This window comes from Chitinophaga jiangningensis, from assembly GCF_900142605.1.
Lineage (GTDB): Bacteria > Bacteroidota > Bacteroidia > Chitinophagales > Chitinophagaceae > Chitinophaga > Chitinophaga jiangningensis.
Genome location: NZ_FRBL01000006.1, coordinates 63,912 through 82,890 on the forward strand (window position 1 = coordinate 63,912; position 18,979 = coordinate 82,890).

Annotated in this window: 15 protein-coding genes; 8 read left to right on the forward strand and 7 right to left on the reverse strand. The window is 48.5% G+C overall.

Going from position 1 to position 18,979, the window contains the following annotated elements; genetic code table 11:
- Positions 1-150 precede the first annotated feature (150 nt).
- Entirely contained in the window at positions 151-534 is a 384-nt protein-coding gene (locus tag BUB18_RS15770; protein ID WP_073082899.1) for a hypothetical protein, read from the forward strand.
- Positions 535-597: 63 nt separating this feature from the next.
- Here BUB18_RS15770 and BUB18_RS15775 read toward each other — a convergent pair whose 3' ends face one another.
- The gene (locus BUB18_RS15775) at positions 598-1,836 is read right to left on the reverse strand and encodes a glycoside hydrolase family 88/105 protein (RefSeq protein WP_073082902.1); all 1,239 of its coding nucleotides are present in this window, start codon (positions 1,834-1,836) and stop codon (positions 598-600) included.
- 176 nt (positions 1,837-2,012) lie between these two features.
- Between BUB18_RS15775 and BUB18_RS15780 the strand changes: the two genes are divergently transcribed.
- Positions 2,013-2,627, forward strand: coding sequence for a hypothetical protein (locus tag BUB18_RS15780; protein ID WP_073082903.1), 615 nt, complete (start codon positions 2,013-2,015; stop codon positions 2,625-2,627).
- Between the two features lie 12 nt (positions 2,628-2,639).
- On the opposite strand, the gene BUB18_RS15785 is transcribed toward BUB18_RS15780, so the two are convergent.
- The 5 genes from BUB18_RS15785 to BUB18_RS15805 form a co-directional block, all read right to left on the reverse strand.
- Positions 2,640-3,227, reverse strand: a complete 588-nt coding sequence (locus BUB18_RS15785; RefSeq protein ID WP_073082905.1) for a LutC/YkgG family protein — start codon at positions 3,225-3,227, stop codon at positions 2,640-2,642.
- Positions 3,228-3,251: 24 nt separating this feature from the next.
- On the reverse strand, positions 3,252-4,661 hold the full coding sequence (locus BUB18_RS15790) for a lactate utilization protein B (protein WP_073082906.1): 1,410 nt from the start codon (positions 4,659-4,661) through the stop codon (positions 3,252-3,254).
- Between the two features lie 9 nt (positions 4,662-4,670).
- Positions 4,671-5,414, reverse strand: coding sequence for a (Fe-S)-binding protein (locus BUB18_RS15795; protein ID WP_073082908.1), 744 nt, complete (start codon positions 5,412-5,414; stop codon positions 4,671-4,673).
- Positions 5,415-5,570: 156 nt separating this feature from the next.
- Positions 5,571-6,356 (reverse strand): SDR family oxidoreductase, encoded by a 786-nt coding sequence (locus tag BUB18_RS15800; RefSeq protein WP_073082910.1) that lies wholly within the window; start codon positions 6,354-6,356, stop codon positions 5,571-5,573.
- Positions 6,357-6,393: 37 nt separating this feature from the next.
- On the reverse strand, positions 6,394-7,515 hold the full coding sequence (locus tag BUB18_RS15805) for an acyltransferase family protein (protein WP_073082912.1): 1,122 nt from the start codon (positions 7,513-7,515) through the stop codon (positions 6,394-6,396).
- Positions 7,516-7,673: 158 nt separating this feature from the next.
- Here BUB18_RS15805 and BUB18_RS15810 point away from each other — a divergent pair, with 158 nt between their 5' ends.
- Positions 7,674-8,732 carry a cellulase family glycosylhydrolase gene (locus BUB18_RS15810; protein WP_073082913.1) on the forward strand — a complete coding sequence of 353 codons (1,059 nt, stop codon included), beginning with the start codon at positions 7,674-7,676 and terminating at the stop codon, positions 8,730-8,732.
- Positions 8,733-8,809: 77 nt separating this feature from the next.
- Here the strand turns inward: BUB18_RS15810 and BUB18_RS15815 are convergent, their stop codons facing one another.
- Entirely contained in the window at positions 8,810-9,640 is an 831-nt protein-coding gene (locus tag BUB18_RS15815) for a YitT family protein (RefSeq protein ID WP_073082915.1), read from the reverse strand.
- A 1,060-nt stretch (positions 9,641-10,700) separates the two neighbouring features.
- Between BUB18_RS15815 and BUB18_RS15820 the strand changes: the two genes are divergently transcribed.
- The 5 genes from BUB18_RS15820 (at position 10,701) to pgl (ending at position 18,961) form a co-directional block, all read left to right on the forward strand.
- Positions 10,701-11,582 (forward strand): energy transducer TonB, encoded by an 882-nt coding sequence (locus BUB18_RS15820; RefSeq protein WP_083550102.1) that lies wholly within the window; start codon positions 10,701-10,703, stop codon positions 11,580-11,582.
- A gap of 650 nt (positions 11,583-12,232) precedes the next feature.
- Positions 12,233-14,812 carry a phosphoenolpyruvate carboxylase gene (locus tag BUB18_RS15825; RefSeq protein WP_073082919.1) on the forward strand — a complete coding sequence of 860 codons (2,580 nt, stop codon included), beginning with the start codon at positions 12,233-12,235 and terminating at the stop codon, positions 14,810-14,812.
- Positions 14,813-15,195: 383 nt separating this feature from the next.
- Positions 15,196-16,617, forward strand: a complete 1,422-nt coding sequence (gndA, locus tag BUB18_RS15830; RefSeq protein ID WP_073082922.1) for an NADP-dependent phosphogluconate dehydrogenase — start codon at positions 15,196-15,198, stop codon at positions 16,615-16,617.
- Between the two features lie 19 nt (positions 16,618-16,636).
- Complete coding sequence (gene zwf / locus BUB18_RS15835) at positions 16,637-18,142, forward strand: glucose-6-phosphate dehydrogenase (RefSeq protein ID WP_073082924.1); 1,506 nt, start codon at positions 16,637-16,639, stop codon at positions 18,140-18,142.
- A 96-nt stretch (positions 18,143-18,238) separates the two neighbouring features.
- Positions 18,239-18,961 carry a 6-phosphogluconolactonase gene (gene pgl / locus BUB18_RS15840; protein WP_073082926.1) on the forward strand — a complete coding sequence of 241 codons (723 nt, stop codon included), beginning with the start codon at positions 18,239-18,241 and terminating at the stop codon, positions 18,959-18,961.
- The last annotated feature ends 18 nt before the right edge of the window (positions 18,962-18,979 follow it).

An 18,979-nucleotide genomic window follows, 5' to 3' on the forward strand; every position in this document is an offset into this window, starting at 1 on the left:
CCGGGATTATTTTTTGTAATGTCCATTAAATATGCTATTTTAATAATAGGTAATAAGAAACGATACATACCAAAATCTGCATATTCCGCACGGCTTGTAAAACTTGACAAATTGTAACGCTATATCTCCTTATCATTAATTCCACATGCCATGAAAATGAGTATCAAATCCCTTATGCTGCTGGCTGTACCAGCCCTGTTACTGCTATGCCTTTCGCCCCGGTCCCGCGCAGCCACCCTCGCCGGAAAACCCGCGTATGATACCTGCCTCACAAAAACGGACGTAGCATACGAGGTGCCCGACAGCCTCCGTAAAAAAATCAATGCGCTCATCGAAGATAAAATCGGCGGCGGCATCGATGAAAAAGGCATCGTCACCTGGGAAAACTCCCCCGATGCCCCCGAATATTACCAGGTCATCCTCCGGAAAACAAAACTGACCATCAAATACAAAGGCACTGTGTGCGTGGATAAACTGATCTGGGAAAACATACAAACCTGTGAGTCAGAAGTGAAAAAGATGCTGAACAAGTAACCACAAAATAAAAGGGCGCCCGCAACAGGCGCCCCCTTCGATTGTTTCATACTATAATCACGATCACTTCTTCTTTGGTGGATTGGCAGCATGGTACCTCGCAACCTCAATACCAGCCTCAATTACAGGGCCGATGCCATGAAAATCATTTAACTCCGTAGGGCGGTTGTAATAAAACGTAATATCAGCAGAAGTATTCGTACCAATACATACATCCTTCAGCATACCATCTTCGGTAATCTTTTCCTTTACGATCCCTTCCCAGGCTCTTTCTGCAATGGTAATATAACGCTTGTCCAGCCAGCCCTCATTTACCGCGCGCGCTATGCAATAGGCAAACATGGCGGTGGCAGAAGTCTCTGTATAGGAGTCCGTTTTGTCCAGCACCTGGTGGAAAATACCAGAGGCGGACTGATAAGGAGCCACTCCCAGTATCTGCCTGGTTAAGTCAGCCAGCACCGCAGCTCTGCCCGGATGATCCTTCGGCAGGAAATTCAGCAACTGTACCTTTGCCATCATCACCCAGCCGTTTGCACGACCCCAATGCGCCACACCCTGGCGTTTCAAATCCTCGTAGTAATAATGCACATACAGGCCCGCTTTTTCATCCCAGAGGTATTTCGAAAACTGTAATACCTGCTTCACCGCATCATCATAATATTTCTTGTCGCCGGTGAGCTTGCCCATGCGCGCCAGAAACGGTACACTCATGTACAGGTCATCGCCCCAGATAGTCCACTGATAAGGATTAGGCCTGCAGAAAGTACCGTCAGGCAAACGCTCCTGTTTACTGAAAATATGATTGGCTGCATTGTCAATATACGTCTTGTACTCAGGGCGTTTTACCTGTTGATACACATCTAAAACACTGGCTCCCATCGCCCCACAGTCATCCAGTACCCTGAAATTAATCAGCTGGTTGAAAGGAAAAGATGGATACTTTTTATTCTGTTGTTGTAATAATTCAAAAGGTTTGCTGTTGTCGAAGGCAAAGTCCAGGTGGCGTTTGGCGTAGTCACTGTACCTGCTGTCTTTCGTATATGCCGCCAGGTCCATCATGGCAATGTTGGTCACCCCATTCGGATAATGCCAGTTACTGGTAGGATCTGAGACTTTCACCTTTACCCCCGCAGGAATATCCTTGCTGGAAGTATAAGTCTGGTTGTTGTCCCCAATAAATTTAAAGCCGGCATGGGCAATCAGGTGATCCGCCACCTTCCTTACGATGGCAATGTCACTCTCCTGCGCCAGGGCAAGGCTTCCCATACTCATGCCCAGGCAGAATAATGCTAGTTTTTTCATAACAATTACGTGGATTATTAACCGAAAGTAACCCCAGTTTTTGATTTATGCAAACGATTGCATAAAATTATCATTTTCCAATAGTTTTATGCTTTAATTTGGAACCCGTGAAAACCAAAGGAAGTTTATAATTTCGTCAGGCTTAAGAAAGCCCTTATCCGTATAACCGGGAAACTATGTATAGAGTATTATGTCTCCTGGCACTCAGCGCCACTATGGCCTGCCAGAATAACCAAAGTCATGAGGATGCGGATCAGATAGCCGTAGCCGCACCGGCAGCCGCCCTCGACCTGAACGCTACACCTATGGCAGCCGCCATGGAATTACATGCGGACGTAGCCTGGAACAATGTAGAAGTATTTGATTTCGCAAATGCCAGGGTCAACAATAAACTACCGCTCTACGCTACACGTAGCCAGTTCCAGCAGGCATGGGGAGCGGCCGATAGCCTGTTTACTCCTGATTATAACGCCATCTGCGGCCAGCTGGATGAAGATTTTCAATATGCCTATACAGCAGGGTCACTGTTTGAAATCGGCCGCGACTCCGTAGTCTGCGATCAGTTTTACTTTCAGCCACAAACCCGCCTCACCAGCGGTAACATTACCCTGCATAATCGCATCACCTGGGAAGATGCCCGCAAGCTCTTCCCCATGGCGGTACAACAGGCGGAAAATGAAGGGAAGTCCGATGTGATCCTGCTGAGGGAGTCCCCCAATGGTGACGCCGGGATCCTGCTTCATTTCCGCGAGGGTATGCTGAGCAGTATCAGTTATAACCTGCCCTGCTGACATCTTAGTTCATTAAACCAGATACACACTCAGGCTCCTGGCTCCCTGTGCTCCATGCACCAGCACTGCCCCGATATCCGCGGTGGCAGAAGGCCCCATCATGAAGCAACCATAGGCGGTATCTTCCAGGTGTACCCGCATATAGGCATCATACATATCCGCTACCAGCTCCGTAGGTTTAAGTAATATAACCAGGTGCTGGGAGAGGAAACCCAGTGCATTCACCACCAGGTCTTCCTGGGTGAGCCATACCATCCCGTTTTCAGCCACCCCAAAGCCGGCGCGGATTACGCCCACATCCACATCCGCCAGCTCATGCGGATTCACAACTTTATGAATATCGCGATTGCCCTGCAGGTCAGGCGTAGCACTACAGATTACTTTAGCATCGGCATGCTCCTGCGCCAGCAGCGCCTGCGCCGCAGCCAGGTCAGCAGGTTTGTGCACAGTAGCACCGGCCTCTTTCAAACGCGCCTCAAAGGCAGGCAGCATCGCTGATATGGTTTTCTGAAAAACAGGAACAGCCGGGTAATCAACTTTTTCGGTCGGTAGATGATGGCGCACAGCGTCCAGAATTTGTTCACGCGGGTTGAGAGTCATCTTATCAGTTTTTAAAGTGTACAGTTATTGTTGCGGTTCTTGGTCTTTGTCTGTTTGTTTATACTGTAAATACCACTCCCGGAACGTTTGCTTCGCGAAATGTGGTAACTCACGGTGACGCCCCCACGGATTTAATCCCCGGTTGTAGAGCAGGAAGTGTGGCGTCACCTTCATGGCGGCACTGGCGGCAGTTTCAGCGCCATGAAACAAGGTAGGGTGTTCAAATACCTTTCCCGCCGCACCAAAGGCCAGGCGGCGACTAATCGGTAAATATTTTTTAGCAGCCATTACCTTTCTCCATTTCAGAATCTGGTCACTGATGTCAATCTTCACCGGGCATACCTCCGAGCAGGAACCACAAAGGGTACTATGGTAAGGCAACTCACTGTATTTTGATTCATCAAAAGTCGGATCCAGGATAATTCCTATCGGCCCTGAATAAGTAGCACCATAAGCCAGCCCGCCGCTGCGGCGGTATACAGGACAGGTATTCATGCAGGCACCACAACGGATACATTTCAGGCTATGCCAGAAGTCATCCAGTCCTAAACGCTTACTGCGACCATTATCCGTGATAATGATATGCAGCTCTCCACCTTTCCGCGGCCCGCTGAAGTGAGAGGTGTACTGGGTGGCCAAAGTTCCCAGCGCACTGCGGGAGAGCAGCCGGATAAATACGCCCAGGTCACTCACCTTCGGCAATAACTTCTCTATACCAATACTGGCGATATGTACGGGTGGTACTGAAGCGCCTATATCTGCATTGCCTTCATTGGTACATACTACAAATGTTCCTGTTTCAGCAATCGCGAAGTTGGCGCCCGTCATCCCGGCGCCTGCTTTCAGGAAGCGTTTGCGTGCATCTGCCCGCATGGCTTCGTTCAGGTAATGCGGATCGGTATTATTGGGATCGGTGCCTATGGCCTTTGCAAATATCCCGGCAATATCCGCAGGGGTTTTATGAATGGCCGGCATCACAATATGGCTGGGTGGCTGATTGTCCAGTTGCTGAATACGTTCCCCCAGGTCTGACTCCGTGACGGATATTCCCCTGTTTTCCAGGAAGGCGGTCATTCCGCATTCTTCCTGCAACATGGATTTGCTTTTAATAATCGCATCTATATTACGGGCAGATAATATCTCCCATACATGCTGGTTATGCTCTGCGGCATCTCTTGCCCAGTATACTTTTGCGCCTCGCTTAATGGCATTGGCTTCAAACATTTCCAGGTAATGGTCCAGGTGGGTGAGTGTATGCTCTTTGATAAGTGAGGCAATGGTACGCAGATCTTCCCATTCGGGAACTGCCCTGGCTGCAGCATCACGCTTCATGCGTGCCGCCCATAGGTTTTTGTCATGAACCGGTTCATGAATATCATCCTGATCGATGAACGATGCCGCATTACCGGCTACGTCTACACGTTGTTTTGCCATACACTTCCTTTAAAATGGTCCGCCATTTAATACCTGGGCAATGTGGATAAACTTCATATCAATTCCCGCTTTGCGGGCAATACCCTGCTGATGCATCAGGCACGACATATCCGGGGAAATCACATATTCCGCACGCTGCCGCTCATAGTCATGTACTTTGTCGAGGCCCATCCGCGCGCTCACCGCCTCATCTGTCACACAAAAGGTACCGCCAAATCCGCAGCATTCATCCGGCCTGTCCAGCGGTACCAGCTCCAGTCCCTCTACCATTTTCAGGAGCGATTCACTTTTATTATAGTAAGGCGCCATATGCTCCGATGGCTGGGCTATGTGCAAACCGCGGATAGCACTGCAGCTGTTATGCAGGCTGGCTTTATACCGGAAATAAGCCCAAGGAAAGGCTTCTACCTGGAGTATGTCGTGCAGAAATTCTACCAGTTCATAAGTCCGCGTTCTTACTTCCGTTACCGCTGCTGTTTGGGGAATGGCATCCAGGTGGTGGCGTACATGCTTTACGCAGCTGCCTGCAGGCCCGATGATATATTCATACCCGCTGAAGTTTTCCACAAACAGGCGCTCCGCGGCGGCTGAATTCTCCTGATCGCCTTCGTTGGCCATTGGCTGCCCGCAGCATGTTTGATTGAGCGGATAGGCTACCTCCAGTCCAAATCGCTCCAACAGCTCATAGGTGGCTATACCCGCTTCAGGATAAATGGCATCGATGTAACATGGTATGAATAAAGCGACTTTCATGCGGGATGATTGGGTGATCTGCTTTTGTTTAACACCACAATAAACATTTTGTTGACGGCGTAGGGTTATAACCCCGACTAAAAGCAAAGGCTATAATGTAAGAGGGGACGATGCCGCAGGCACCGTCCCCTCCAATAAAAAATTTAAAAATTATAATTACATCACGGGTGTTTTACCTCCATCCACTGCGATGCTGGTACCTGTAATATACGCTGCTGCCGGCGATGCCAGGAAGGCCGCCAGTGCAGCCACTTCTTTAGGTTCGCCAAAGCGTTTCATCGGTATTTCGTTCAGCCATTCTTTAGAAACCGTTTCCGGGGTAACTTTCCGCTGTTTGGCCGAAGTTTCAAATAAGGCCGTGAGTCGCCCGGTAGAGGTGGACCCCGGTAACACATTGTTCACCGTCACACCATGCGGCGCTACTTCCGTAGCGAGGGTTTTGGCCCAGGATGCTACCGCCCACCGGATGGTATTGGATACCCCCAGATTTTTCAGCGGTGCCTTTACAGAAGTGCTGATAATATTGATGATGCGGCCATAACCGGCTTCGATCATACCTGGCACCAGCGCTTGCACCAGTACCTGGTTGCAAAGCAGGTGTTGCTCAAAGGCATTGGCGAAAGCTTTCGTTTCCGCGTCTAATATAGGACCCGCGGCAGGGCCGCCGGTATTGTTTACCAGGATGTGAACAGGCGTAGTAGCAGCCAGATCATTGGCCACACTAATCACCTCATTGATATCGGAAAAGTCGGCAATTTCATACCTGTGCTTCTGGCCGGTACCATTATGAAGCTGTGCCAGCGCGGACTCCAGGCGTTCTTCATTACGGGCAAGCAGTATGCAGCTGGCACCCAGTAACGACAATTCAATAGCAGTAGCCAGGCCTATTCCCTGGGAACTGCCGCATATTAAAGCTGTTTTTCCCTTTAATGAAAGTTCCATATATCCTGATATTTGTCGCTAATGTAACAATATCTGCTTATACTCGAACATATATACGCTTTCTGTCCAGCCAGTAGCCGGCCAGCCAGCACACCAGCATAAAGGACAGTGAAAAAAGCAGTGAGCCAAATTTGCCCGGTGACAGCTGTTGAAAAATGTTTTCATTAATCCACGTGTATACGTTGACGTTGCCCACTCTGAAAAAGTAAAAAAGTATGGCCAGTACTTCCGACAGCAGATAAAGGAACAATGGATTCTTCCCAAATACTGTAAAGAAGCCGGTTCCGGCCGTAATACCCATAATGTCGATGATCATAATCAATACCGCAAGTATCACCAGGTCTATTCCCACGGTCAGCAATACATAACTGCTGGTCCAGAGTTTTTTATTGATCGGAAACAGCGGATTCCATAACCAGGCCGCACCGATGAGGACGGCTCCGGCCAGTACCAGTTTCAGTACGCCGGCGGTGGATTTTCCTTCTCTCTGTATAAACAAACCCGCATAATAACCCGCTACTACATTCACGATGGCAGGGAAGGTGCTGAGGAGCCCTTCAGGATCAAATGGAAAACCTTCTCCATGGTACAGGTGATCATCACCTAACAGCCAGTGGTCCAGTGCTGAACCTGCATTGCCATGAATGCCGTACTGGTCGCCGGGTGTACCGCAAAACCAAAGTATGGCCCAGTAGCCGAGCAGTAGTAAGGCGCTGATACTCCATACTACTTTCTTATTACAGTAATAGATGAGGAGAGATGCAAAGCAGTAACACAGCGCGATACGCTGTAACACACCAAATACGCGGGTATGAGAAAACGGATTAGCAGCCAGGCCGTTTTCTGTATGATGTACAAACGGGAACCAATACATCAGAAAGCCCAGCAGAAATATAATGGCAGTGCGTTTAAATATTTTACCGAGCACGGCCGATTGCGTCAGCGTGTTAAATTTTTTCATGCTGAAGCTCATCGCATTGCCAACCGCAAACAGGAAGGAAGGGAAAACCAGGTCGGTAGGTGTAAACCCGTGCCAGGCAGCATGTTCGAGCGGTGCATATACGCCACCCGTGCCTCCGGTGTTTACAATAATCATAAAACAAACGGTCAATCCACGGAATACATCCAATGGAAGAAATCGTTGGGCGGTCTGTGTCATCTGACGCTAAATTTGGTTGATAAGATGGTAAGGATAAGAAAGGTTCATAAGAGCCACTTACAAGATAGCGTTCCATCTCACAAAAAGCAAATTCTATATACAACCGATATTCAATTTGATTATTTTTAGAAGATACCCATCGTCAAAAGTTTTACCATATGTATAAATCATCAACATTCCACGTATTATTAGCTTGCACTGTATTATTATTTGCCTGTGGTCAGGGAGAGAGAACTATCTGGTCAAAGGAAAAAGCCAACGAATGGTATGCGTCGAAGCCCTGGATGCGGGGTTCGGATTTTATTCCCAGCACGGCCATCAACCAGCTGGAAATGTGGCAGGCAGAGACTTTTGATTCCGCTACCATTGACCGGGAATTAGGGTATGCGGAAGGCATAGGGTTCAATACCATGCGCGTATATCTCCATCATTTGCCCTGGGTGGCTGATGCTACCGGATTTAAAGGCCGCATGTCCAAATACCTGGAAATTGCCAAAAAACACGGGATTTCAACCATTTTCGTGTTTTTTGACGACTGCTGGAATGATAATCCCGCCAGCGGTCCTCAGCCGGCACCAAAGCCAGGTATTCATAATTCAGGTTGGGTGAGAGATCCGGGTTCAGCTATTCATACCAGCCCGAAACTGGCAGATACTCTTGAAACTTATGTAAAAGATGTGATGACGACATTTGCCAACGATGATCGCATTGTGCTGTGGGATTTGTACAATGAGCCGGGTAACAGCAACTATGGTAATCAGAGCATGGAGCTGCTGCAAAAAGTATTTCACTGGGGCCGCCAGGCGAACCCTTCCCAGCCGCTGTCAGCAGGAGTATGGTTACCGTCGCTGGCCGACCTGAATAAGTTCCAGCTGGAGAATTCTGATGTGATTACCTACCACAACTATAATGATGAACATGCGCACCAGGAAGCGATTGATACCCTGCGTAAATTTGGCCGACCGCTGATTTGTACCGAATATATGGCTCGTACGCGTAATAGTCGCTTTGATAATATATTGCCGTTACTGAAAAAGGAAAAGATTGCTGCTATTAACTGGGGACTGGTAGCGGGTAAAACCAATACCAAGTATGCCTGGAATGATCCTAAGCCGAATGGGGATGAGCCGGCAATATGGTTTCATGATATTTTCTGGCCTGATGGTAAGCCTTATGATTCTACTGAGGTGAACCTGATTAAATCATTAACCAAATAGCTTTGGCTGATGGTGCCGGGGAGATCCCGGCACATCAGCCATTTTCCACTCACCTACGGTGAGTGGAAAATGGCTGATTACATAGAAAACCCACGCCCTAACACTTCATGCACTTCGTGTATAACGAGAAACGCTTCCGGGTCTGCCTCCTGCACCAGGGCCTTTAACCGCATTAATTCCTGCTTGCCAATTACTACGTACAGCACTTCCTTTCTTTCCTTTGTATAGGCGCCATGGCCGTGCAGCACGGTACAGCCGCGTTTCATGTCTTTTGTTATTTTATCGGCTAATATTTCTGAGTTTTGGGAGATGATGGTGATCGCGCGTTTGGTATTTAACCCGTCCACGATAAAGTCCACGGTGCGTGCGCCTATATAAACGGCGATAAAGGTATACATCGTGTTCTCCAGACCGATTATAAATGCCGACAGGCAGATAACAATGATATCAAAGATGAGCATGGCATTTCCCAGGGAGATACCAAATACTTTGTTGACCAGTCGCGCTATAATAGCTGAGCCTCCCGTGGTGCCACCGGACAGGAAAACGAGGCCGATACCTATTCCCACCAGCAATCCCGCGAAGATGGCTGCCAGCAGCGTGTTTTGTGTTACCGGCCGCATGGTGTTTTCGGTGACGTATAGCCATAGGGAGCAGAATATGATGCCCAGTATGGTGTATAACATGGTACGTTTGTCGAGTACCTTATAGCCCACTACAATGAGCAGGGCATTGGCAATGAAGTTGAGGATACCCGGCGACCATCCGAAGTAATAGTAGGCAGCGATGGTTAAGCCAATTACACCACCTTCTGAGAGTTTACTGGGAATGGCGAGGTAGTTGATGCCCACTGCAAAAATGAACGCACCTATAATGATGAGTAATACGTTCTTAACATGTTCTTTCATATCGCAAAATTATAGGATTTTAACACAATGCAGGCAATGCTATTCTTGTAGAGTTAATAATAGGAGGAGGGAAAGTACTACTCCATTTTGGAAGCTCACCGCTGGATTACCGGTTGCCTGGGTTAGCAGGGCTCCGCCCTGCTAACCCCGAATTAAACGGCACCGAAGGTGCCGTTTAATTCGGGGCAAAAAAATATTTTTAACTTTTTTCGCTTATCTGTTTGGAAATATTAATTCCCTATGTATATTTGTCTACCGATTTGGTAGACTAATAACATCGCTACCGTCGCAGGGGAGTATGGCAATTGCTCCCGGCATCCTTTGATCCACCAGCAAGGTGCTGTGCCAGTATTTTAAAATGTGTAAACAGCACAATATGAAACAGCACAACCTGAAGAGTGGACCGCGAAAACCATCGCTCAATTTAGCATTACATTCTACCTGTTCCCGTTATTATAACCCGGCCCGCTATGGTGATAGTTGTTGCTGCCGGTAAATGATCTTGCGTTCTGTAAGCTGTAAATAGAATGCCTGGTGAGGTTTGCGGGAACGGTATGCTGCAAATTTATTGGTGGTAAATTTTTCAGTAACATACCCGACCCGCACCGCCCCGGCATCGCACACAGCTATCTAACATATTTCCTGTTCTTTACTAAAGTTATATATCAGACACGGTTCTGCGGGGTGTGCTTTACGGCAATACTGGTGGGTTTGTCGTCAACTACCCCGTGAACTGACCGTCTGTAATTTTTTTTTATTTATCAGACGATGAAGGTTACATCACAAATTAATGTACTAACGTATTCGCATATACGTTTTTCGGAAAGCCTAACATATCAATAGGAACCACCTGCTTTCAGGTAAGGTACCCCAGTGCCAGCAAGTCCCGACCCCATGTCGGGACTTCATTGTTTTCAGTAGGAGAGTAGAAAACGCCTCGCAGGCGTCTATTCGAGTGCATCTACGCAGCGATCAATTCATATATGACCTTTCTAATATACTGCGATACCATCGCATCGTCTGCATTTCCATCTCCCGAAAAAAAATTTATGAAAACCGTATGGAAAAATATTTTCTGCATCATCTAGTAGAAAAGCAATTTACCATGGACGCAACTAAAATCCCACGGGAAGAATTTCTCGACATCCTCTTTGCAGGCAGGAATAAGGACTATGGTGCTTATGAACTGCGTAGTCGCTATGATCGTCGTGTACGCAATGCCGTTATAGTTACCGCATCAATGGTGATGGTATTAGTAGGTGGTTACCTCGCTAACATCTCTATGGCGGCTGATAAGGAGGCGGTGAACCCCTTTGTGTACAAGCCTATAGCGCCAATTGATCCTATTATGGAGCAACCGGATCGCACGCCGCCGCCACCGCCACCACCTGTTGCACCCGCACCGCCACCCGCTGCACCAACCAGCCAGTTTGTAGCACCAGTGGTAGCTTCAGGCGATCAGGCTACTGACTTACCGCCACAGGAAGAATTACGCAACAACGTGATTGGTTTTGAAAACAAGGAAGGAGTAGAAGGTGGGGCAGATGTAATGGCTGATTTGAGTGGTGATGGAGGTAATAAGGTAGTAACGCCACCGATATCGCACCGGGAGGAGGGCCCAGTAAGTTTTGTAGAAATCATGCCTGAATTTCCTGGGGGGGAAGCCGCCCTCGCAAAATACCTGCAAAAAGCAGTGCATTATCCAAGAACGGCCCAGGAAAATGATATTATGGGAACGGTATTCGTGAAATTTGTAGTTGGGAAAGATGGTAACATCACTGACCTGCAAATTATGAGTCAACGTAAAGGTGGAGGCCTGGAAGAAGAAGCTTTGCGTGTAGTAGGCTCCATGCCTAAGTGGAAACCCGGCCGCCAGAACGGACAGAATGTTGCTGTATACTTTACATTGCCTATCCGATTTGAATTGAGCCGTGACTATTAATCATCACAAAAAACTAGTATTCCTTCCGCCAGAAGCCTGATACTTTATTATTAGTTAACACGAATCAATCAACATTGGTAACCCCGGATGCCTCTGCGCCACAGTGTAGGGGCATCCGCATTTTCAGCAGTGGATTACCGCCGCCGCCCACCCATGTTGTAGTTCCTCCTGAACTCCAAACCGCTTTCACCTACCTCACCTGCTTCCCATTCGCTTACCTTATCCTCACAATACCCAGCCGCCCACCCATGTTGTAGTTCCTCCTGAACTCCAAACCGCTTTCACCTACCTCACCTGCTTCCCATTCGCTTACCTTATCCTCACCATCCTCAGCCGCCGCCGCGCGCAGCGCGGCACCCCCCAGATGGCACCGAAGGTGCCATCAAAATCCTCCATAAAAAATATTTTTCCCACTCCCCAATACCAGCCTCTGCTTAAAATTCTACTATAAAATCCCCGATTTTCGCATTTATAATCATAATATATTTATAAAATCCGCTATTCTTATTAGATAAAATTCAAACAATTAGTTTATCCGTGAAAAAATAATTAAAAAATAATGAGTTTGGTATATAAACAACTAAACGGAATTATTATTAATTTAACGGCCGCTTAGTTAGGCAAGTACAACCAAACAAAGGATAATAGTTATGGAAGCTCCGGTAAATAATTCGCTGCAACAGTTTAAGAATCTGGTTGGGACAAAGTTTCAGCTTTATAACAGCCTCTTCACCTCGCTGCCTTTTCACAGGGTGGAAAAAACAGGTATCTTCCTGTCCCTGTTCCTCCTCCACTGCGAAGAGAGCTACGCGAAGGGCATGAGTCCACAGGAAATCATGGACTCCTTTTTCGACCAATACACCACCTACACGGATGATCAAAAGAAGATTGACCTGCTCTTCAGGTTTGTGCAGTACGCGGAAAGACAGGTAGTATTGTTCGACGCCCTCGAAGATGCTGCATTCCGCCATATTCGCGACATGCAGGGCGCCGGAACCCTCCGCCACCTGCAATCTGAAGTGATGCAGGAACAAGCCCAGGAAAAGTTGAAGGAGAAGCTGAAAGACTTTTCGGTAAGACTCGTACTCACCGCACATCCAACGCAGTTCTACCCAAGCGAAGTGCTGGGAATTATTAACGATCTGGCTAAAGCCCTCATCGAAGACAATACCGCACAGGTAAACATGTACCTGCAGCAACTGGGTAAAACACCTTTCTTTAAAAAGGAAAAGCCCACCCCGTACGATGAAGCCATCAGCCTCGTATGGTTCCTGGAAAATATATTCTACCAGGCGGGCGGACGTATCATGTCATTCATGAAAGCCCAGTTCCCCGGCGCTATCAGCGATGATACCGACGTGCTCCGCATGGGCTTCTGGCCAGGAGGCGACCGCGATGGAAACCCGTTCGTAAACGCACCTACTACCATAGAAGTAGCCGCAGCACTGCGTAACAGCATCCTCAAATGCTACTTCCGCGAAGTCCGCAACCTGAAACGCCGCCTCACCTTTAAAAGGGTGGAAAACGTAGTTGCCGCCCTGGAAGCTAAGCTCTCCCGCAACCTCTTCCAGCCAGGCCACGTATTCGATATCTCCCAGAAAGAAATACTCGAAACCCTGGCGGATATACGAAAAACCATCATCGATGAACATAACGGCCTCTTTGTACACCTGGTAGATAACCTCGCCAGCAAAGTCCAAATCTTCGGCCTCTTCTTCGCCACGCTGGATATCAGACAGGATAGCTCCGTACACGAAGCCCTCCTCGATACCATCGCCTCCGTATCACCCGCGCTGCCGGATAACTATGCCAGCCTGGATGAAAACGGGAAAATTAACGCCCTGCTGAATGTTAACCAGAAAGTGGACACCGCTCTCCTGGAAAAACAACTGCATAAAGACACCATCGATACCATCGGTTCCATTAAACAGATCCAGCAAACCAATGGGGAAGAGGGTTGCAACCGCTATATTATCAGCCACAGCACCAGTGTACTCAACGTAATTGAAGTATATGGCCTGTTCCTCCTCAGCGGCTGGAAAAAAGAAGAAATCACGGTAGATATAGTGCCGCTCTTCGAAACCATCGACGACCTTCGCCACGCCGGCCAGGTAATGAAAAATCTCTACGAAAACGCCGACTACCGTGAGCACCTCCGCAGAAGAGGATGCAAGCAAACCATTATGCTCGGCTTCTCCGACGGTACCAAAGACGGTGGCTACCTCATGGCCAACTGGAGTATCTACAAAGCGAAAGAAGAACTCTCCGCCATCTCCAAAGAGTATAATATCAGCGTCGTGTTCTTCGACGGCCGTGGAGGCCCTCCAGCCCGCGGTGGTGGAAAAACCCATCAGTTCTACGCCAGTATGGGCCGCAACATTGCCAATAAAGAAATACAGCAAACCATACAGGGCCAAACCATCAGCTCCAACTTCGGAACAGTGGATGCCGCCCAGTTTAATATGGAACAACTGGTGCATGCCGGTATTGCCAATGAACTCTTCTCTTCCCGTGAGGTCACCCTCTCCAAAGATGAGGAACAACTCCTGCAATCCCTCGCTGATGCTGGTTATGAGTCCTACAATAAATTAAAAAATCATCCTTTCTTCCTCGAGTACCTGGACCACGCAAGTCCACTCCGGTACTATGCGGAAGCAAATATCGGGAGCCGCCCGAGCAAACGCAATGCCTCCGCCAAGCTCAATCTCAACGACCTCCGCGCCGTACCTTACGTAGGTGCCTGGAGCCAGCTGAAACAAAATGTTCCCGGCTATTACGGCGTGGGTAGCGCATTGCAACAGCTGGACGAGCAGGGCAAATGGGAAGCGCTGGAACATTTATATAAGCATTCCCTGTTTTTCCGCACGTTGCTCGACAACTGCGAAATGGCCATGAAAAAGAGCTATTTCCCGCTTACGGCCTACCTGTCAAAGCATCCGCAGTACGGAGAAGTATGGAATATGATCTACAGCGAGTACGAGCTGACCAAAAAGTACCTGCTTCGCCTCAACGGGGAATCCGACCTGATGGCCGGCAGCCCTATCGATCACTTGTCCATACAGATGAGAGAGAGGATTGTATTGCCGCTGCTCACCGCCCAGCAGTTTGCACTGTTGCGCATCCGTGAGCTGGATGCACAGCCTGGCAATGGCCATGGTAAAGAAGTATGGGAAAAACTGGTGATGCGTTGCAGCTTTGGAATTATCAATGCCGGCCGCAACAGCGCCTGATGCAACGCAGATAAATTGCAATAAAGATTGTTGGAAATAGTGTAGTTGTTTGTTTAGAAGAGGAGTTTGTTGATAATAGCCTTTTGTATCGGTAACACAGACGGGAGAACAGGTGAACACTGTTTTAAAATTGTAAAAATTTTGATAACAGCCTGATTACCATATTCCCATTTTTAATCTGTACCCCGGTATTTTAATAACGGCGCTATTATCGGCAAACTCCTTTACTATTACCGGCTTCAGGCACCATTCCGCCCTGCTCAGGATGTTCCCGGCCTTACCAGCACGGGGTACCCGGAGCAATGCAGGGCATTAAAAAAATTGCGCCCTGCGCGAAAAACTAACTACTTTTACACCTCCTTTTATAGTAACTATTCTTCATTATGGCAAACAGCTTATATGATTTTGGAATGATCGGACTGGGAGTAATGGGTCGCAACCTGTTGCTCAACATGGCTGATCATGGCTTTTCCGTTATCGGCTTTGATAAAGACGCCACCAAGACAGGCGCACTGGAGTCCGCCGCTACCCCGGGTACTACCGTTAAAGGTGTAGCTGACCTGGCAGCTATGGTTCAACAACTGGAGCGCCCACGCAAATTAATGATGCTGGTGCCTGCAGGCCAACCTGTTGATGATGTCATCGCTTCCCTGCTGCCTTTACTGGAGCCGGGCGATGTGGTAATAGATGGTGGGAACTCCCACTATACCGATACCCTCCGCAGGGTAAAATACCTTCGCGAAAAGAATATCCACTTTATGGGTATTGGTGTTTCCGGCGGTGAAAAGGGTGCCCGCACTGGTCCGAGCATTATGCCGGGCGGTGACCTGGAAGCCTATGCTAAGGTGAAACCTATGCTGGAAGCTATCGCAGCTAAAGTAAACGGTACTCCTTGCGTTGCCTACCTGGGTAAAGAAGGGGCCGGTCACTATGTGAAAATGGTACATAACGGTATCGAATATGCGATCATGCAGCTGATCAGCGAGGCTTATACCCTCCTGAAAAAAGGTGCAGGCCTCGATAACGACCAGCTTCATAAAGTATTCGACAGCTGGAATAAAGGTTCCCTGCAATCTTTCCTCGTAGAAATTACAGCAGATATCTTCCTGCAAAAAGATGATAAAACCAATGCACGCCTGGTAGATGTGATCTCCGATAAAGCTGGTTCCAAAGGTACTGGTAAATGGACCTCACAGGATGCCATGGAACTGCCGGTAGCAGTACCTGTAATCGATACAGCAGTAGCTATGCGCACCATCTCTGGTTATAAAGACCAACGCCTCGCTGCTGAACAGCTCTACCCGGCACCTGATGCCACCATTCACCTGAACACGGAACAGTGGATCCAACAGGTACACGATGCCCTGTACTTCGCTACCATCCTCAGTTACGCACAGGGGCTGGCTATGCTCAACGAAGGTTCCCGCGAACTGCAGATGGAAATTCCGCTGCCGGAAGTAGTGAAAGTATGGCGTGGGGGATGTATCATCCGTTCTACCCTCCTGGAAGTATTTACACAGGCATATCAGCAAAATACTGAGCTGGCAAACATTCTGCTCGACAAAGGTGTTGCCTCTCTGGTGACATCCGTGATCGCCAACACCCGCAGCGTAGTGGCACATGCCGCCAATGCTGGTATCCCGGCAGCCGGATTCATGTCCGCTCTGTCTTACTTCGATGCATTCCGCACCGGAAGAATGGCTACCAACCTGATCCAGGCACAGCGCGACTACTTCGGGGCACACACTTACCAGCGCACTGATATGGCTGGCACTTTCCACACTGAGTGGGAGCATCATAATTAATATCACTAGAATTAAACATATGCAGATCCATAAACGCCCACCTGCCAGCGTACTCTTTATCTTCGGTGGCAGCGGCGATTTAAACTACCGGAAACTTACACCTGCGTTATATAACCTGTTCCTGGACGACTATATGCCGGAACAATTCTCCATCGCAGGCCTTGGCCGCAGTCCTTACAGCGACGAAGATTATCGTAAACACCTGCTGGAAGGTATCAGCAAGTTTAGCCGCCGCAAAGGTGAGCAAAACGGCCACTGGAAAGATTTCAGTGAGCATGTGAACTACCTCCAGATGGATGCGGAAGATCCTGTTGCCTATGACAAAATCACTGAATATGTGAAGGAGAAGGAAGCAGAATGGGGTGTACATCCAACGGTAATTTTCTACCTGGCAGTAGCGCCGCAGCTGGTGCCAAATATCGCCACCCACCTGGGTAACCTGAACCTCTGCTCCGATAAGCATTGCACCCGCATCGTGGTGGAAAAACCTTTCGGGCACGACTTACAGAGCGCTCATGAACTTAATGAACTGCTGGCGTCTAAATTTACAGAAGAACAAATCTATCGTATAGACCACTACCTGGGTAAAGAAACCGTACAGAACATCCTGGCATTCCGTTTTGCCAATGCCCTGTTCGAACCCGTGTGGAACCGCAACTTCATCGATTTTATTCAGATCACCGCCGCTGAAAGCGTGGGCCTGGAAGGTCGTGGCGGTTATTATGAGAGATCCGGCGCGCTGCGCGACATGGTGCAGAACCACATCCTCCAGATCCTTTGTATGGTAGGGATGGAAGCTCCTGTTTCGTTTGATGCCAACGAAATCCGTAATAAGAAAGTAGATGTGCTCAACGCGATTCGTCGTATCTCCCCCGATAAAGTACATGAATACGCTGTACGTGGCCAATACTCCGCCGGCTGGATGAAAGGCCAGCAGGTGGTAGGCTACCGCGAGGAAAAAGGAGTGGACCCTAAGTCCAACACCGATACCTACGCAGCTGTTAAATTCTATATCGATAACTGGCGCTGGCAGGGCGTACCTTTCTATGTACGTACCGGTAAATACATGCACCAGAAAGCGACCAATATCGTTATCCAGTTCAAAGAAGCGCCTCACTACTCCTTCCCGGCAGAAGCAGCACAGACATGGCGTCCGAACAGACTGACCATCAGCATTCAGCCGGAAATGGATATCCGTATCCGCTTCCAGGCAAAACGCCCGGGGCAAACCATGACCCTGGATCCGGTAGATATGACCTTTAACTACGATGCCGCCAATGGTGAACATGCGCCTGAAGCGTATGAAACCCTGCTGCTCGATGTAATGGAAGGTGACGCTACCCTGTTCATGCGTGGCGATCAGGTAGATGCTGCCTGGAAAGTAATTATGCCAATCCTTGAAACATGGGAAAACCGCACACCGCAGGACTTCCCTAACTACGCCCCTGATTCATGGGGGCCGGATGAAGCAGATGTACTGGTAGCCCGCGATGGCCACAGCTGGATCAACCTCCCGTCCAAGTAATTACATCTCTCTGGATATTATCTGACTCGGAAGAATTTTTATCTCGCATAAATCTTCTTCCGGGTCATCTTGTTTAATGAAGAAAATTCTGATTACATGGAAATCCATATTGCCAAAGATCCTGCACAGCTGAGCGAAAACGTAGCCGCCTGGATCAGTAACTATATACTCGAAGTATTGCAGCAACAGGAACGTTTCACCCTCGTACTCTCCGGCGGAAGCACGCCTAAAGCCCTGTTTGGCTTGCTTGCCAAAGAGCCTTACAGCCAGATGATCCCATGGGAGCGAATTCACTTCTTCTGGGGCGATGAAAGGGCCGTTCCTTTTGAAGATGATCGTAACAACGCCCGTATGGCCTACGAGGTGCTACTGGATAAAGTACCTGTAAACCCGGATTATATTCATGTGATGCGCACGGACATTGATCCGGAAAAATCCGCCGAAGAATATGCGGCTATCCTCCACAAGTACTTTGGCAAGGAAGCTACCACCTTTGATCTGGTTTTATTAGGTATGGGAGATGATGGTCATACACTGTCACTTTTCCCGGGCACTAAAGTAGTACACGAGAAAAAAGCCTGGACCAACGCTTTCTTCCTGCAAGCCCAGGATATGTACCGGATCACCCTCACTGCCCCGGTAGTAAACAAAGCGGCAGCGGTGCTGTTTATGGCCACCGGTGCAGGTAAGGCTATCACCTTGAAAAATGTGATCCAGGGTACTTTTGACGCTGAAAAATATCCTTCCCAACTGATTCGTCCGGAAAACGGTGAGTTACATTGGTTTGTGGACGAAGCTGCAGCTGCTGCGATGGAATAATTATTAGAGAGTTATCAC

Excerpts from the sequence above, each read along its gene's own strand:
- BUB18_RS15805 (WP_073082912.1), bottom strand. The coding sequence starts at position 7,515 with ATGACACAGACCGCCCAACGATTTCTTCCATTGGATGTATTCCGTGGA.
- BUB18_RS15795 (WP_073082908.1), bottom strand. The coding sequence starts at position 5,414 with ATGAAAGTCGCTTTATTCATACCATGTTACATCGATGCCATTTATCCT.
- gndA (WP_073082922.1), top strand. The coding sequence starts at position 15,196 with ATGGCAAACAGCTTATATGATTTTGGAATGATCGGACTGGGAGTAATG.
- pgl (WP_073082926.1), top strand. The coding sequence starts at position 18,239 with ATGGAAATCCATATTGCCAAAGATCCTGCACAGCTGAGCGAAAACGTA.
- BUB18_RS15790 (WP_073082906.1), bottom strand. The coding sequence starts at position 4,661 with ATGGCAAAACAACGTGTAGACGTAGCCGGTAATGCGGCATCGTTCATC.
- BUB18_RS15825 (WP_073082919.1), top strand. The coding sequence starts at position 12,233 with ATGGAAGCTCCGGTAAATAATTCGCTGCAACAGTTTAAGAATCTGGTT.
- BUB18_RS15800 (WP_073082910.1), bottom strand. The coding sequence starts at position 6,356 with ATGGAACTTTCATTAAAGGGAAAAACAGCTTTAATATGCGGCAGTTCC.
- BUB18_RS15785 (WP_073082905.1), bottom strand. The coding sequence starts at position 3,227 with ATGACTCTCAACCCGCGTGAACAAATTCTGGACGCTGTGCGCCATCAT.
- BUB18_RS15820 (WP_083550102.1), top strand. The coding sequence starts at position 10,701 with ATGGAAAAATATTTTCTGCATCATCTAGTAGAAAAGCAATTTACCATG.
- zwf (WP_073082924.1), top strand. The coding sequence starts at position 16,637 with ATGCAGATCCATAAACGCCCACCTGCCAGCGTACTCTTTATCTTCGGT.
- BUB18_RS15775 (WP_073082902.1), bottom strand. The coding sequence starts at position 1,836 with ATGAAAAAACTAGCATTATTCTGCCTGGGCATGAGTATGGGAAGCCTT.
- BUB18_RS15810 (WP_073082913.1), top strand. The coding sequence starts at position 7,674 with ATGTATAAATCATCAACATTCCACGTATTATTAGCTTGCACTGTATTA.
- BUB18_RS15780 (WP_073082903.1), top strand. The coding sequence starts at position 2,013 with ATGTATAGAGTATTATGTCTCCTGGCACTCAGCGCCACTATGGCCTGC.
- BUB18_RS15815 (WP_073082915.1), bottom strand. The coding sequence starts at position 9,640 with ATGAAAGAACATGTTAAGAACGTATTACTCATCATTATAGGTGCGTTC.
- BUB18_RS15770 (WP_073082899.1), top strand. The coding sequence starts at position 151 with ATGAAAATGAGTATCAAATCCCTTATGCTGCTGGCTGTACCAGCCCTG.